A 14,147-nucleotide genomic window follows, 5' to 3' on the forward strand; every position below is an offset into this window, starting at 1 on the left:
CAAAGGACTAGAACGATGAAAAAACTTGCAACTCTTATCTCTGCTGCACTTCTTTCTTCAACCGTATCGGTAGCGGCGCAAGCTCAAGATACCATGGCGATTGTGGTTTCGACGCTAAACAACCCGTTCTTCGTAACGATGAAAGACGGTGCGGAAGCAAAAGCGAAAGAATTGGGGTACGACTTAATTGTACTGGACTCGCAAAATGACCCGAGTAAAGAACTGTCGAACATCGAGGATTTAAGTATTCGCGGCGTAAAAGCAATTCTTATCAACCCAACGGATTCTGATGCAGTGTCTAATGCAATTCGTATGGCGAACCGTTCTAAGATCCCTGTGTTGACATTAGACCGTGGTGCAAGCCGTGGTGAAGTCGTGAGTCACATCGCGTCGGACAACGTAATTGGTGGTGAAATGGCAGGCCACTACATCATGGAAAAAGTCGGCGAAAAAGCAAAAGTCATTCAACTTGAAGGTATTGCGGGCACATCGGCAGCGCGTGAGCGCGGTGAAGGCTTTATGAATGCCGTGAAGGGCAGCGATATGGATCTTCTTGCTAGCCAACCGGCTGACTTTGACCGCACGAAAGGTCTAAACGTAATGGAAAATCTGCTAGCGGCTAACCCGGATGTACAAGCGGTATTTGCACAGAATGATGAAATGGCGCTAGGTGCACTTCGCGCAGTTCAAGCTTCTGGCAAAGATGTCGTTATCGTTGGTTTTGATGGTACGGAAGACGGCATTGCAGCAGTTAACCGTGGCAAACTAGCGGCAACTATTGCTCAGCAACCAGACCTTATCGGTGCTTTAGGTGTTGAAACGGCTGACAAAGTTTTGAAAGGTGAAGAAGTAGAAGAGTACATCCCAGTACCACTAAAAGTAGTCACTAAGTAAGTTTTAAGTTCAATAAATCATCCTAATTTTTGCTCTCTCCTCCGTTTATATCTGTCGTTTAGGAGGTGAGGGCAAACTTACCCAAAATACTGCAAAGTGTGGGGTATAGATGCCTTTGGCTTTTTATCGAGACTCCTTCATCAGGAAGAGAAGTTAAAGACATCTAATGTATTTTCCTAAACAGTTTTTAAAAAGGGTTCATTCAGAACCGAGGATAACCGTATGAATAAGTTAGTGGTGTTAGGTAGTGTAAACGCTGACCATGTTCTTCAAGTGCCTTCTTTCCCTCGCCCAGGCGAGACGCTGCATGGTCGCAACTATCAAGTTATCCCAGGTGGCAAAGGTGCCAACCAAGCCGTCGCGGCGGCGCGATTAAATGCAGACATAGGTTTTATCGCTTGTGTGGGCGACGACTCATTCGGCATTAACATTCGCGAAAACTTCAAAATGGACGGCATCGATATCACTGGTGTGAAGATGCAGCCAAATTGCCCGACAGGTATCGCGATGATTCAAGTGTCGGACAGTGGTGAGAACAGCATTTGCATTTCAGCTGAAGCAAACGCCAAACTGACAGCAGAAGCGATTGAGCCAGATTTAGAGCGTATTCGCCAAGCAGATTACTTGTTAATGCAATTGGAAACGCCGATGTGCGGCATTGAGAAAGCTGCGCGTGTAGCGAAAGATGCCAAAACCAATGTCATTCTGAACCCAGCGCCAGCTCGCGAACTGTCAGATGAATTACTGTCTTGCATTGACGTGATTACACCAAATGAAACGGAAGCTGAAGTTCTGACAGGTATTACTGTAACAGACAACGAAAGCGCGCAAGAAGCGGCGAATGAGCTACATGGTAAAGGTATAGAAATTGTCATGATCACACTCGGTGCAAAAGGCGTTTGGCTAAGCCAAAACGGTCGAGGCGAAATCATCTCGGGTTTCCGCGTTGAAGCGACGGATACTACCGCAGCGGGCGATACATTTAATGGGGCATTCGTCACTGGTCTCCTAGAAGATTTACCTTTAGAATCAGCGATTAAGTTTGCACATGCGGCGGCTGCAATTTCTGTGACCCGCTTTGGCGCGCAAACGTCGATTCCAACCCGCGAAGAGGTGGACGCGTTTCTCGCTGAACAATAAGGCGCACAATGCCTCATTAAAATAGGAGTAGTAACATGGCGACGATGAAAGACATCGCAAAACTGGCAGGGGTTTCCACTTCAACAGTGAGCCATGTTATTAACAAGACGCGTTTTGTGAGCGAAGAGATCTCTGAACGCGTTAACAATGCCGCAAAAGAGCTTAACTACTACGCGCCCTCTGCGTTGGCGCGTAGCCTCAAAGTTAATCGTACCAAAACCATTGGTATGCTCGTGACAACCTCAACCAACCCATTCTTTGGCGAAGTCGTAAAAGGCGTCGAACGCAGCTGCTACCAAAAAGGCTACAGCCTCATTTTATGTAACACCGAGGGTGATAACGAACGTATGCGTCAATCCATTAATACGCTATTGCAAAAGCGTGTCGATGGTTTGATTTTGATGTGTTCGTCGCTAGAAGGAGAGCGTATCGATGTATTTGAGCGTTACCCAGATATCCCAGTAGTGGTAATGGACTGGGGGCCGATGCTATTTACAAGTGATAAAATCCAAGACAACTCACTTCGTGGCGGTTACTTAGCGGCGAAATACTTAATTGATTGCGGCCATACCGAAATTGGGTGCATCACTGGCCCTTTGATTAAACACCAAGCGCAAATGCGATACGAAGGTTATAAGCGAGCAATGAACGAAGCGGGCTTGGAATTTAATGCCAATTGGATCATTGAATCGGACTTCGAATGTGAGGGTGGGTATCAAGCGTTCAAAAAAATGGCTCAGCGTGGCGCATTACCCAGCTCGATTTTCGTCTCTAACGATATGATGGCGATGGGTGTGATTAACGCCGCAAATGAGCTCGGTATTAAAGTGCCGGACGACCTGTCCATTATTGGTTACGATGACATCCATATCGCGAAATTTATGTCGCCATCGCTAACTACCATTCATCAGCCTAAGTACCGTTTGGGGCAGGCTGCCGTTGAGACTCTTGTCCGAGGACTGGACGACAAATCTAACGACGCTCAAGTCGTTCAACTGGAACCAACATTGGTTGTACGCAACAGTGTGACGAATTTCTCTTAATTAAAAACAAACGCATGGTTAACAAATTTAGTGCATATAATTTATAAAAAAATGGGCTAAAAAATAAATAAGCATGCAAAACAGATGTTCGAATTTATTAACTCAACATTTGAAAAGTGTGATTTTTTGCGAGTAACTCGAAAGATTTCGTGTCGATAGTGCTTAAAAAGCTTATTATTAATAAAGCCTATAATTAGATTTATAAATTATTGAGATGAATGGAAAATCTTTATGTTAGTTAAGAGATATGCACAGTATTCAGTAAAGAGGCCGTGGTTTCACCGTTTCAATATTTCACTAGTATTAACGGTGTTTGTCGTGAGTGTTTATGAACTACTTGCGAATGAAGAGTATGTATACTTGGCTGGCGTGGTGTTTACATTTGCTTCGACTTTACTGTTCGCGTCAGCATCGACGTTCAAAAAGCGCTACCTAGGACACGAGTCCTAGTTCATTTGGAATGAATAATTGAGATAAATAGGTACTTTCAAGTAAGTAATGAATCTGATTTATGATCGAGTGCATCAAGAGGAGGACAAATGTCCTCCTTTTTGTTGGGGATCACGCTCTAATATAAGCGTATTCCAAACAAAATAATAAAGGACATGTTATGGACCTCTTTGCCTTACTCGATATTAATAATACTCTCGTTAACATTCCGATCGGCGACGGCTACGCAATGAGTTGGATCGAAGCTTTCGGTACAGTTTTTGGACTGCTTTGCATTTGGTTTGCCAGCCAAGAAAAAACCATCAACTACTTATTCGGTTTGCTGAATGTCACGCTTTTTGCCGTTATCTTTTTTCAAATTCAGTTATACGGATTATTGCTTCTTCAATTGTTTTTCTTCTGTGCGAACATTTACGGCTGGTATGCGTGGACTCGTCCAAACGCACAAGGTGAAACGCTGGAGGTTCGCTGGTTAAATAAACAGAAACTTATTACTACTGCCTCTATTAGCGTTGCATGTATCGCATTATTAACGATCTATATCGACCCATTTTTCTTTGCGCTAGCAAACATTGCTTTTGATAGCTTGAATCTCTTTGGTGCTAGCTTGGCTGAACCGGTGCTTGAACCTGACGCGTTTCCGTTCTGGGATGCAACCATGATAGTACTTTCTGTTGTTGCACAAATTCTGATGACACGTAAATACGTCGAAAACTGGATTCTATGGGTTGTGATTAATATTATCAGTGTGGGTATCTACGCGACGCAAGGTGTTTACGCAATGTCTGTTCAGTACGCGATTCTTATGTTCATCGCTGCCAATGGCACGCGTGAGTGGGCTCGTAGCGCTAAGCGCAATGGCGATAAAACCTTAGCGCACGCTGCTGCGTAAGGAACGAAAAATGGCCAAACAACCTCATATCGGAGTGGATGAAACACAAATCGCTCCCCTCGTTATTGTATGCGGCGAGCCAGATCGAGCGAATCGTATCGCGGCATTATTTGATGATGCAGAAATGGTGTCGGAAAACCGCGAGTACCGTGTGTTTACCGGCAACTACAAAGGCAAGCCTGTTTCAGTATGTAGTACAGGTATAGGTGCGCCATCGATGATCATCGCAGTGGAAGAGCTAAAACAGTGCGGTGTGACTCATGTGGTACGCGTTGGATCTGCGGGGGCAATGCAATCAGGCATTCATCTTGGCGAGTTGATCATTGCCGAAGGCGCGGTAAGAGATGAGGGCGGCTCTAAAGCGTATGTCGATTCGTCTTATCCAGCCTACGCAAGCTTTTCACTGTTAAAGGAAGTTGAGCGTTACTTGTCGATGCAAAAAGTGCATTATCATTTTGGTGTGGTGCGTTCTCACGACAGTTTCTATACCGATGACGAAGATGCAATATGCCAACATTGGAACAAGAAAGGCATCTTAGGTGCCGATATGGAAACCTCTGCGCTGTTTACGGTCGGTCGACTACGAGGCCTTCATGTGGCTTCGATATTAAACAACGTGGTGCTGTATCAACAAGATGTGAAAGAAGGTGTTGGTCAGTACGTTGATGAAGCCAAAGTAATGATGCAAGGTGAGAAGAGTGCCGCGATTACGGCATTAGAAGCCTTGGTTGCTCAGCGTTAGCCAGTCTCTATCTCAGTAAGTCACATAAACAGAATAGATGTAAAGCGACAGGTCACTGTCGCTTTTTTATTTGGAGTTACGGGGTACAATCCACCTTAAATAGTTGTCCGTAACTTTTTCTGAGAGAGCAGAAAATGAAAATCAGCCCTTATCCGACTGGTCGCTTCAAAACATACCTTGAAGAAAAGAGTGCCACCTTTCGCGATTTGATTTATCAATGCCAAATAAATTCGCGTTACTTTGATGCTGGGGAAGCAATTCTCCGCCAAGGTGAGCAACTTCAGTACTTGTATGTTGTGCCAGTAGGTCGAGTCTCGATGAACATATTGGCCGCAAATGGACGACGTTTTCAATTAGGGGAAGCTAACTGCGACTATCATATTTATGGTGAAATGGAGTTCTTCACTCAGACTCCTTGTCAATGGAATGTGATAGCAGATGAACATATGCAGGTTGATGTTATCTGTATCCAAAAACTAACCGAAGCACTGCAAAATCATCCCCAAATGATGGTGTTCTTCGCTTCAGCATTGGCTGAGGATTATCAAGACTCCATGGATATCTACACTAATCGTTTGTTGCATCCCATTACTTACAACATTGCCTATGATCTTCTCGTCCGTAATCAGACGGATAAGTGCTTGGTGGTTTTGATAAAGTGAACCAAGAGGCTGAGCGGTTTGGTACCTCAGGCCGAGTCTATCGACGTGCAGTTAAGGACTTGATTGAAAAGGGATTGATTACAAAAACGGACAACGGTTTGGAGATTATTGATGAGCTGGCACTCAAAGCGTTTATTGAAGCGCATGAATGATACGCCCAGGTATTGGAACTGATGGGTTTTATAAGTCTTTGATATATCTAAGTCTTGAGTAAACGTAACTAATGTAAAGTACCTTAAATTTTGTTGAATGCATTAAAGAGTAGCGTTATATTGCGAACGCGTATGATAATAGATCTCATTAAGGCTTAACAAAATGAAAAAATTCGTTGGTGCGGCTATGCTGTCGTTATTTACTGTTTCTCCTTCTTTCGCTGCTAAAGTTGTGATTGACCACTACATGGGTCAAACAGAGCTAGAACAATCCCCAGAGCGTGTGGTTGTGATTGGCTTTGGCCCGCTAGATGCGTTGGACAACTTTGGTATCGATCCTGTTGCAGTATCTAACTCTTCTAATCTTCCTAGTTACCTTTCAAAATACAGCAAAGATAACTACACCTCTGCGGGTAGTTTGTTTGAACCTGATTTTGAAACCATCTACATGCAAAAACCGGATTTGATTTTGGTTGGTCCGCGAGCGTCTGCGAAATATGAAGAGCTGAGTGAAATTGCCCCTACAGTTGTTTTTGCTGCGAAAGAGAACCAAGGCTATTGGGAAGGCACGCAAGCGCAATGGCGCAATATTGGTAAGATCTTCAATATCGAAGAAAAAGTAGAGCAGAAAATTGAAGCGCTAGATGCTCAATTTAAAGCAATCCGTGACTACAACCAATCGAACAAAAATGATGCATTAACGATTTTGAGCATGGGTGACAACATCAGCGCGTTTGGTGCCCAGTCGCGATTTGGCGTCATTTATAACGACTTTGGCTTCTTGGAAACGGTTGAGCACGTGAAAACGGGCACTCACGGAGATGTCATTTCTTATGAGTTTATTCGTGAAGCTAACCCGAAAAATATTCTCGTGGTTGACCGAAATTCTCTGACAGGTACGCCGGATAACGATATTCGTAAATCCATGGATAACGACTTAGTCAAAGCGACTGCGGCATATAAAAATCATAAAATCACTTATTTAGATGTGGACGCGTGGTACTTGTCGATGTCTGGTGTGACAGCAACAGAAAAAATGGTCAGTGAGATAAAGCAAACCGTTGAACTGTAATCCAAGATAGCAGAGGTTAACTTTGAAGAAGTTATTGCTAACCCTTGTGGTTTTAAGCACGGTTTCGTTATTTGTTGGGGTGGCAAACATGACGCCCCAACAACTCTTTTCAGGTGATGAGAAAGCATTAGAACTTTTCTTTACCAGCCGTATACCACGTTTATTTGCCATATTGCTTGCTGGTGCTGGCTTGAGTATTGCGGGTCTTGTCATGCAGCAAATCAGCCAGAACCGATTTGCGGCACCTTCTACAACTGGTACGATCGAATGTGCCATGCTGGGCTATGTACTGAGCGTGGTTTTCTTTGGTAATGATAATCACCTTTGGCTCGTGTTCGGCATCTCGGTATTTGGGACGCTGGCGTTTGTTTTCTTTATTCAGCGCATTCAATTTAAGAGCGTGGTTTTTGTGCCACTTGTCGGGATTATTTTCGGCAATGTCATCCAATCCATGACTACGTTTATCGCTTACAAATATGATGCACTTCAAAGTCTGAATGCTTGGACAGTCGCAAACTTCGCCAACATCTTGCGTGGTGATTTTGAACTGCTGTACATCGCGGTACCAATGGTTATCCTCAGCTATCTTTTTGCCGCAAGGATCTCTGCCGTAGGTATCGGAAAAGATTTCGCGATTAACTTGGGTTTGAATTATCAGCAGGTTGTGACGATTGGCGTGCTATTGGTGTCCATCATGTCAGCAAGTGTCGTGATGATTGTTGGCCAGTTGCCATTCTTAGGGCTGATTGTACCGAATCTCGTGAGTCACTTTTATGGCGATAACCTCAAAAAGAACATTCCGCTTACGGCCATGTATGGGGCCATTTTAGTGTTGTGTTGCGATTTGGTGAGTCGTTTAATTATTTTCCCTCATGAAATGCCAATCTCTATCGTGATTAGCATATTGGGTGGCGTGGTATTCATCGCAATGTTGTTGCGAGGTAAGCAACATGCGTGATTCAACGAAAATCCTGCTGCTAGGTGGCATTGCGATTCTTTTCGCGTGTCTGTTTATTGGTATTGGGCTAACGGCTGACAACTACCAATATTTTTTGTCTCGTAGAGTTCCTAAAGTATTGGCGATAGTGCTAGCGGGTGTGGCCATTGCTCAGTCTTCACTTGTATTTCAAACCATTACGCACAACCGAATTTTAACGCCAAGTATCATGGGTTTTGATGCGCTGTATGTGTTAACCCAAATTTTGATCGTGTTGATTTTTGGTGGGTTGAGTACCTTAGTTCTTAACTTGTACGTCAATTTCGCGATTGCAGTAATTGTAATGGTGTCGTTTTCGCTACTGCTGTTTGGGTTTTACTTTTCAAAAGGCAGCAAGAACTTGATTACGTTGCTATTGGTCGGCTTGATCTTTGGTCAGCTATTTTCCAATGCGGCGTCATTCTTTTCTTTGCTGATGGACCCAAACACATATGCAATTGTTCAGTCGAAACTGTACGCCAGTTTCAATAATGTCAAAGTGAACTTGGTTTACTTTAGTGCTCCGGCTTTGATGTTTGCATGTTGGTTGTTGTTTAGGATGCATCGCACTTTAGATGTGTTTTGGCTCGACCAAGACAATGCGAAAAGCTTGGGTGTTGATGTACCTAAAGTGACGAGAAATGTGTTTATTATCTCGGCGGTTTTGATTGCTATTTCTACGGCTTTGGTAGGGCCAATCATGTTCTTTGGTTTACTAGTGACCAACTTAAGCCGAGAAATGTTCCGAAGTTACCAACATAAAACGCTATTGGTCGGATGTTCGTTTCTATCCATAAGTTCACTACTTGCTGGGCAATGGATAATCGAAAACGTGTTCAGTTTTGAGACGACGTTGAGTGTCGTAATTAACTTTATCGGCGGTGCGTATTTCTTATACCTGCTGCTGAAAAACAAAGTTGTATAAATATGATAGTAATAGATAAATTAACGAAGGCTTTCGGTTCAAACAAAGTCGTAGACGAGGCCAATACTCAGTTTGAAAAGGGCAAGGTAACATCGATTATCGGTCCAAATGGCGCGGGAAAGAGCACGCTGTTATCTATGGCCTCGCGCTTAACGGAGCGAGATGGCGGTAGTGTTATCATTGATTGCAAGGAAATCGCGGAATGGGACACAAAAGAGCTAGCGAAAAAACTGGCAGTACTTCGCCAAGCTAACTCGATTACAATGCGGTTTACCGTAAAAGAGTTAGTCTCTTTTGGTCGTTTCCCATACTCTAAAGGAAATCTGACTAAAGAAGATCATGAGGTCATAGAACAAGCGATCGACTACTTAGATTTGCAAGATATTCAAGACAAATACTTGGATGAATTAAGTGGTGGTCAGCGACAGCTTGCATTTATTGCTATGGTGATTGCACAAGATACAGATTATGTCTTTCTTGATGAACCTCTTAATAACTTAGATATCAAACACTCTCTTCAGATCATGAAAGTTGTGCAGCAGTTAGCCCATGACATGAATAAAGCTATGGTGGTCGTGATTCATGATATTAATTTCGCGGCGTGTTACTCAGATGTCATATTGGCGCTTAAGAAAGGCAAGGTTGTGGCGAGTGGTGCGGTTGAAGAGGTGATTCAAGCATCTACGCTAGAGGACATCTATGAAACGCCATTTAACATCATAGAGTTAAACGGTAAGCGCATGTGTACTTATCATTAAGCGAGCTAGTTCGTTTTTAACGAGATCAATAGATAGGCGGGCTTACTTGGTGAGCTCGTCTATGATTGGGCATCGGCTCTCTGCATCTCCAGGACAAGAAGAAACCCAACCTTCAAGTTGCGTTTTGATCTCCATGAGGTGTGCAATTTTTTCTTCAACCTCTCTCAGTTTGTCCATGGTTCTTGCTTTTACTTCGCTACTTTTGCGATTGGGGTTATGAGCAAGTTGTACGAACTCTTTGCATTCTTGCAACGAAAAGCCTGCGCTTTTTGCGCGTGATACCAAGTTAAGCTCTTGAATATGATTATCTGAATATTCGCGATAGCCAGAGTCGCTACGCGCTGGTGGAGATATGATCCCTTTGTCTTCATATAATCGAATCGACTTAGATGAAAGCCCAGTGAGCTTCGCGACGGCACCAATATTCATGTTTAACCTCCATAACGTTTAAGGCGAGTATATACCGATGTTGTGGATAAGACACTCCTAAATAACAGTCAGTTACCTAGAGTCCCCTTACTCTTTAATCACTTCATGTGGTGGCACACCAAATGCCTTTTTAAAGGCATAAGTGAAGTTAGAAGGGTGGTGGTATCCGGCTTCATAGGCGGCTTCTGTTATCGTCACTAGGCCACGTTCCAAATGTTGCCTAGCAATCTCAAGACGTCGAAAACGAATGTAGCCGTTTATGGTCATATTAAGTGATTGTTTAAATCGACGCTGCAGGTTTGAAACACTCATTGAGAATTGGCTCGCCAACTTTTCCAAGCGTAGTTCTTGATCAAGGTGAGTTTCAATATAGCTGACAATATCCTCAATTCGACCATCAATGTGTCGTTCAATACTGCTGTTTTTAGCACTGAAATTCTTAGGAATTTGCTTGGTGGCTTGATGTAATATTTGATAGATCAAGCTTTCGACCTCTAGCTTTTCTTGGAACTCTTGCGGTGTTTCTCTATTTGTTAACGTTTCGGCCAGCTCGCATAGCGTCTGGTTAGGCTCCAACTGTTGAAACGCCTGATGAGAGTTAAAAAAGGCTCGATGACTACAATTTTGCACAAGGCGGGCCTCTAGCCATTGGGGCTTAACCAATATGTTGATCTTATTAATGAGGTTATCTTTGAGCAGTGAACGACGAAAATTTGCAGGTTTGAGTAAGTTCACCACTACACCCTTAGGGCCGTCGCTCGCGTCTAAATCAAATTGCAAATCGTCGTAGCCAAACGAGAGTCTACCTTCTAAAAGAATAGTGACCAGCAGTGAGGCGTGTGCAGTAGAAACAATATTCGAATCAATAAGTTCTAGACAACGCCCGCCATGAACAAAAATTTGATCATTGTACTGATATGATAGGAACTTACCTTCGGCCAGTTGAGTTTGACAAGGTTGGCCTTGCGTGACAATCCATTGTTTCTCTGTCGCCTCTAGTCTTTGGGTTAAAGCTATCTTGGCAATTTTAGTTCGTTTTGTTGTGACTTCCTGCATTTGACACTTCCTCATAACACTTGTGCGATTTCGCATAACCGAATCGCCTTTGTATTTATAAAACTCATGCTTATTATACATGAGAATTATTATCATTAATATTTAGGAGTTAAGTTATGGAAAGCCCTGCTTGTTCACCTATCAAGCTTTCAAGCCTTTGCCTTGCAGTGGGAATGGCGCTATCAACCCCTGTTTTAGCTCAAGATACTGAGTCACATTTTGAAGAGGTCGTTGTATGGGGAACGAAAGTTTCCAGCAACACTGAGTCGATGTTTGCGGACGACATGTCACTGAAGCAAGCGGATCATATGTCTGATTTACTGCGCGATATTCCCGGTGTGGATGTTGGTGGCACACACTCTGTGAATCAACGTATTACGATTCGTGGTTTGAGCGAAACCGATTTGGACATTCGTCTTGACGGTGCTTCTCAGCATGCGAGCATGTTCCATCATATTGGTAACTTGACGTTGAACCCTGACATTCTCAAATCTGCGGACATTCAGGTAGGTAATAACTCTGTGACTCAAAACGGGTTAGGCGGTTCGGTCTACTTTGAAACGAAAGACGCTCGTGACTTACTTCGTTACGATGAAAAGTTTGGTGCGCGTGTTTATGGCGGCTATGCATCCAACGACAACCAACAAGGTTCGTTGACACTGTACGGACTTTTGTCCGAAAACATTGATGCGATGGTCTATGGCCATTACGTTACGCGTGCTGATTTTGAAGATGGTGATGGCAATAAAACCTATGGTGCTGCAGGTGATGTTTACAACATTCTGGCTAAGCTGGGGTATGAACTAAATGACATCCATCGTTTTGAGCTCTCTTATGACATGTACCGAGACAGTGGAGATTACAGTCCGCGTCCTGATATGTCGGGTAGTGCAAATAATAGCCTGTCGAGCAAGTTACTTATCCCTACGGATTATGACCGCGATACCGTTACCTTGAGTTACGAGTTGCGAGGCGAACAACACCAAGGAAACGTCACTCTTTATAATACCGAGACAGAAATTAAACGTGACGAAACGGTGATGGCCCCTCGTTGGCCCTCGAACCGTTTATCAAAGAACACCGCCAAAAACCAAAACTTTGGTTTGAATGGCAAATTCCAGTCAGATGTTATGTTGGGTGAATTTGATAATCGAGTCACTTATGGCTTCGACTACATGGATAAAACGTCTTCGAGTTACTACGGTAGTCGTAAGTTTATGGACGAATCGGCGATTTCAACCGCACTGTTTGTAGAAGATCAGTTCTTCTTCTCTGATGCCTTCTTTATTACTGCAGGTATGCGCTTTGATGATTACAAACGCAAAGCTGAGACAGGAACCAGTAATTATGATGATGTGACTTGGGCTCTAGCTGCAGAGTGGGCGGTGACGCAAGATTGGACGTTGTTTGCGAGTGCACGCTCTCTATTTAAAGGTCCAGAGCTAATGGAAACCTTTATTGCTTACCAAGACGTTGCATTTTTAGAGGATGGGCTAAAGCCAGAAACGGGATTGAACACGCAGGGTGGTGTTCGTTTTGATAAAACCTTTGATAAGCATTTCTTTGGGGCGAATATTACGGTATTCCAAACGGAAATTGATGATTACATTGCAGACCAGTACCAAAACGCGACTCAAACTTACCTGATTTACAACTTAGGTGATGTTGAGATTAAAGGCTTTGAGGCAAGTGCTTCTTATGGTTACGACAAGTTTAACAGCAAACTTTCTTACTCTAAGTCGGACACCAAAAACAAGAATACTGGTGGTCCTGTTGCTGGGGGCAATGGGCGTAGCATTGATATGGGTGATAGCATTGCTCTAACTTTGGATTACCAGTCAGACGCTTTAGAAACGATCTTCGGGTGGAACTCAATGTTTGTTCTAGAGGAAGACAACGTCTTTGATGGTCAGCCAAAGAAAGCAAGTTATGATGTGCATAATCTATACGCTCAATGGGTGCCGTCTGATATTGATGGACTGTCGGTGACCTTTGGTATTGATAATGTATTTGACGAGTTGTACAGCTCTCATGCGTCTCGTTCGGGTACTGCACGTGGCTTCACGCTTGATGACTACGAGCCGGGTCGCAACTTCAAGCTCTCTGCAGCTTATCAATTCTAACAAGGTTCTTCATAGGACGTTTCAAAGTAACGAGTAAGTGCATGATTAAAGAAAGCACCCGAATAGATAGTGAACACGCTGACAAATACTTAGTGACGCTTTGTCGGCATTTTGGACGAAAGGTTCCTGCTACTTGGAATGAAAATAGCGGTTTGGTGACATTTCCGACGGGAAAAGCGGAGTTTAACCTTTGTGCATCTAGCCTAACTATAACCTGTGAGGCGGATTCAGAAGAGAAACTGAATACGGTTAAGGCGATCATTTCATCGCATGTGGACATGTTTTCTCGTCGAGAAACATTAGCACTTAGCTGGGTTCGTTAGCGCTCGTTTAGGGATGCTGTGATAGAAAGGGAATATTAAAAGCAAAAGCCCGCAATCTTATGATTTGCGGGCTTTTATTGTTTGAATGCTATTGCGCTTTCTCAGGCTCTAGGCTTTTTTTTCCTGCTGCATTTTTGCTAGGAAGTAGATGTTAACGCAAGCAATAAAACCGTTAGTTAATACTACAGGCCAAGAATCAATCATTAGTCCGTAAGCGGTAAATAGCGCACAACCAATAAAGTTAAGGATACGAAGCTTAACAATATCTTTCATAGTTAGCGAAATAGCGACCATGATTGAAGCTGCATAACCTAAAATCTCAACCATATTCATGTCCATTTTTTGACCCTCTTAAAATCTGCCGAATTTTGTCGGTACCAATTCTTCTCATCTTGAGATTAATGAGGAAGCTCCATGCCTCGAATGGTCTTTTTTTGTTGTATGGACGCACTATATCAATGGAAAAACCGTGATAAAAGCCTCAAATCAAGGTTAAGAGAAGGTTAGCGA

At 43.4% G+C, this 14,147-nt stretch carries 15 protein-coding genes and 1 pseudogene; 13 read left to right on the forward strand and 3 right to left on the reverse strand.

Annotation, left to right across the window (positions count from 1 at the left end):
• Positions 1 to 15 precede the first annotated feature (15 nt).
• The 11 genes and pseudogenes from rbsB (at position 16) to vctC (ending at position 9,706) form a co-directional block, all read left to right on the forward strand.
• Entirely contained in the window at positions 16 to 894 is an 879-nt protein-coding gene (gene rbsB, locus R7F67_RS04295; protein ID WP_005373143.1) for a ribose ABC transporter substrate-binding protein RbsB, read from the forward strand.
• Positions 895 to 1,116: 222 nt separating this feature from the next.
• A complete protein-coding gene (gene rbsK / locus R7F67_RS04300) occupies positions 1,117 to 2,034 on the forward strand; it encodes a ribokinase (RefSeq protein WP_053304494.1) in 918 nt (305 codons plus the stop codon).
• A 35-nt stretch (positions 2,035 to 2,069) separates the two neighbouring features.
• Positions 2,070 to 3,077 carry a substrate-binding domain-containing protein gene (locus R7F67_RS04305; protein WP_053304493.1) on the forward strand — a complete coding sequence of 336 codons (1,008 nt, stop codon included), beginning with the start codon at positions 2,070 to 2,072 and terminating at the stop codon, positions 3,075 to 3,077.
• Positions 3,078 to 3,308: 231 nt separating this feature from the next.
• Positions 3,309 to 3,527, forward strand: coding sequence for a hypothetical protein (locus R7F67_RS04310; protein WP_005499106.1), 219 nt, complete (start codon positions 3,309 to 3,311; stop codon positions 3,525 to 3,527).
• Between the two features lie 160 nt (positions 3,528 to 3,687).
• A complete protein-coding gene (gene pnuC / locus R7F67_RS04315) occupies positions 3,688 to 4,419 on the forward strand; it encodes a nicotinamide riboside transporter PnuC (RefSeq protein ID WP_318056995.1) in 732 nt (243 codons plus the stop codon).
• Positions 4,420 to 4,429: 10 nt separating this feature from the next.
• Complete coding sequence (locus R7F67_RS04320) at positions 4,430 to 5,161, forward strand: nucleoside phosphorylase (RefSeq protein WP_017635382.1); 732 nt, start codon at positions 4,430 to 4,432, stop codon at positions 5,159 to 5,161.
• A 134-nt stretch (positions 5,162 to 5,295) separates the two neighbouring features.
• A pseudogene (locus tag R7F67_RS04325) lies at positions 5,296 to 5,975 on the forward strand (Crp/Fnr family transcriptional regulator).
• Between the two features lie 163 nt (positions 5,976 to 6,138).
• Positions 6,139 to 7,047, forward strand: a complete 909-nt coding sequence (locus R7F67_RS04330; RefSeq protein WP_005376635.1) for a siderophore ABC transporter substrate-binding protein — start codon at positions 6,139 to 6,141, stop codon at positions 7,045 to 7,047.
• Positions 7,048 to 7,069: 22 nt separating this feature from the next.
• Positions 7,070 to 8,005: an iron chelate uptake ABC transporter permease subunit VctD gene (gene vctD, locus R7F67_RS04335; protein WP_017820306.1), complete on the forward strand. Its 936-nt coding sequence runs from the start codon at positions 7,070 to 7,072 to the stop codon at positions 8,003 to 8,005.
• On the forward strand, positions 7,998 to 8,948 hold the full coding sequence (gene vctG, locus R7F67_RS04340) for an iron chelate uptake ABC transporter permease subunit VctG (protein WP_005376631.1): 951 nt from the start codon (positions 7,998 to 8,000) through the stop codon (positions 8,946 to 8,948). The genes vctD and vctG overlap by 8 nt, the downstream gene beginning before the upstream one ends.
• A gap of 2 nt (positions 8,949 to 8,950) precedes the next feature.
• Positions 8,951 to 9,706: an iron chelate ABC transporter ATP-binding protein VctC gene (vctC, locus tag R7F67_RS04345; RefSeq protein ID WP_017635379.1), complete on the forward strand. Its 756-nt coding sequence runs from the start codon at positions 8,951 to 8,953 to the stop codon at positions 9,704 to 9,706.
• Between the two features lie 42 nt (positions 9,707 to 9,748).
• Here the strand turns inward: vctC and cueR are convergent, their stop codons facing one another.
• Both cueR and R7F67_RS04355 read right to left on the reverse strand, forming a co-directional pair.
• A complete protein-coding gene (cueR, locus tag R7F67_RS04350) occupies positions 9,749 to 10,135 on the reverse strand; it encodes a Cu(I)-responsive transcriptional regulator (RefSeq protein WP_005376627.1) in 387 nt (128 codons plus the stop codon).
• 87 nt (positions 10,136 to 10,222) lie between these two features.
• A complete protein-coding gene (locus R7F67_RS04355; protein WP_054576050.1) occupies positions 10,223 to 11,191 on the reverse strand; it encodes a helix-turn-helix domain-containing protein in 969 nt (322 codons plus the stop codon).
• Positions 11,192 to 11,307: 116 nt separating this feature from the next.
• On the opposite strand from R7F67_RS04355, the gene R7F67_RS04360 reads away from it, so the two are divergent.
• Together R7F67_RS04360 and R7F67_RS04365 are read left to right on the forward strand one after the other, a co-directional pair.
• On the forward strand, positions 11,308 to 13,314 hold the full coding sequence (locus tag R7F67_RS04360) for a TonB-dependent siderophore receptor (RefSeq protein ID WP_054576049.1): 2,007 nt from the start codon (positions 11,308 to 11,310) through the stop codon (positions 13,312 to 13,314).
• Between the two features lie 41 nt (positions 13,315 to 13,355).
• Positions 13,356 to 13,637, forward strand: coding sequence for a DUF2218 domain-containing protein (locus tag R7F67_RS04365; protein WP_005376622.1), 282 nt, complete (start codon positions 13,356 to 13,358; stop codon positions 13,635 to 13,637).
• A gap of 108 nt (positions 13,638 to 13,745) precedes the next feature.
• Here the strand turns inward: R7F67_RS04365 and R7F67_RS04370 are convergent, their stop codons facing one another.
• On the reverse strand, positions 13,746 to 13,976 hold the full coding sequence (locus R7F67_RS04370) for a YgjV family protein (protein ID WP_031780770.1): 231 nt from the start codon (positions 13,974 to 13,976) through the stop codon (positions 13,746 to 13,748).
• Positions 13,977 to 14,147: the final 171 nt, after the last annotated feature.

The organism is Vibrio sp. YT-17 (assembly GCF_033337375.1).
Taxonomy (GTDB): Bacteria; Pseudomonadota; Gammaproteobacteria; order Enterobacterales; family Vibrionaceae; genus Vibrio; species Vibrio alginolyticus.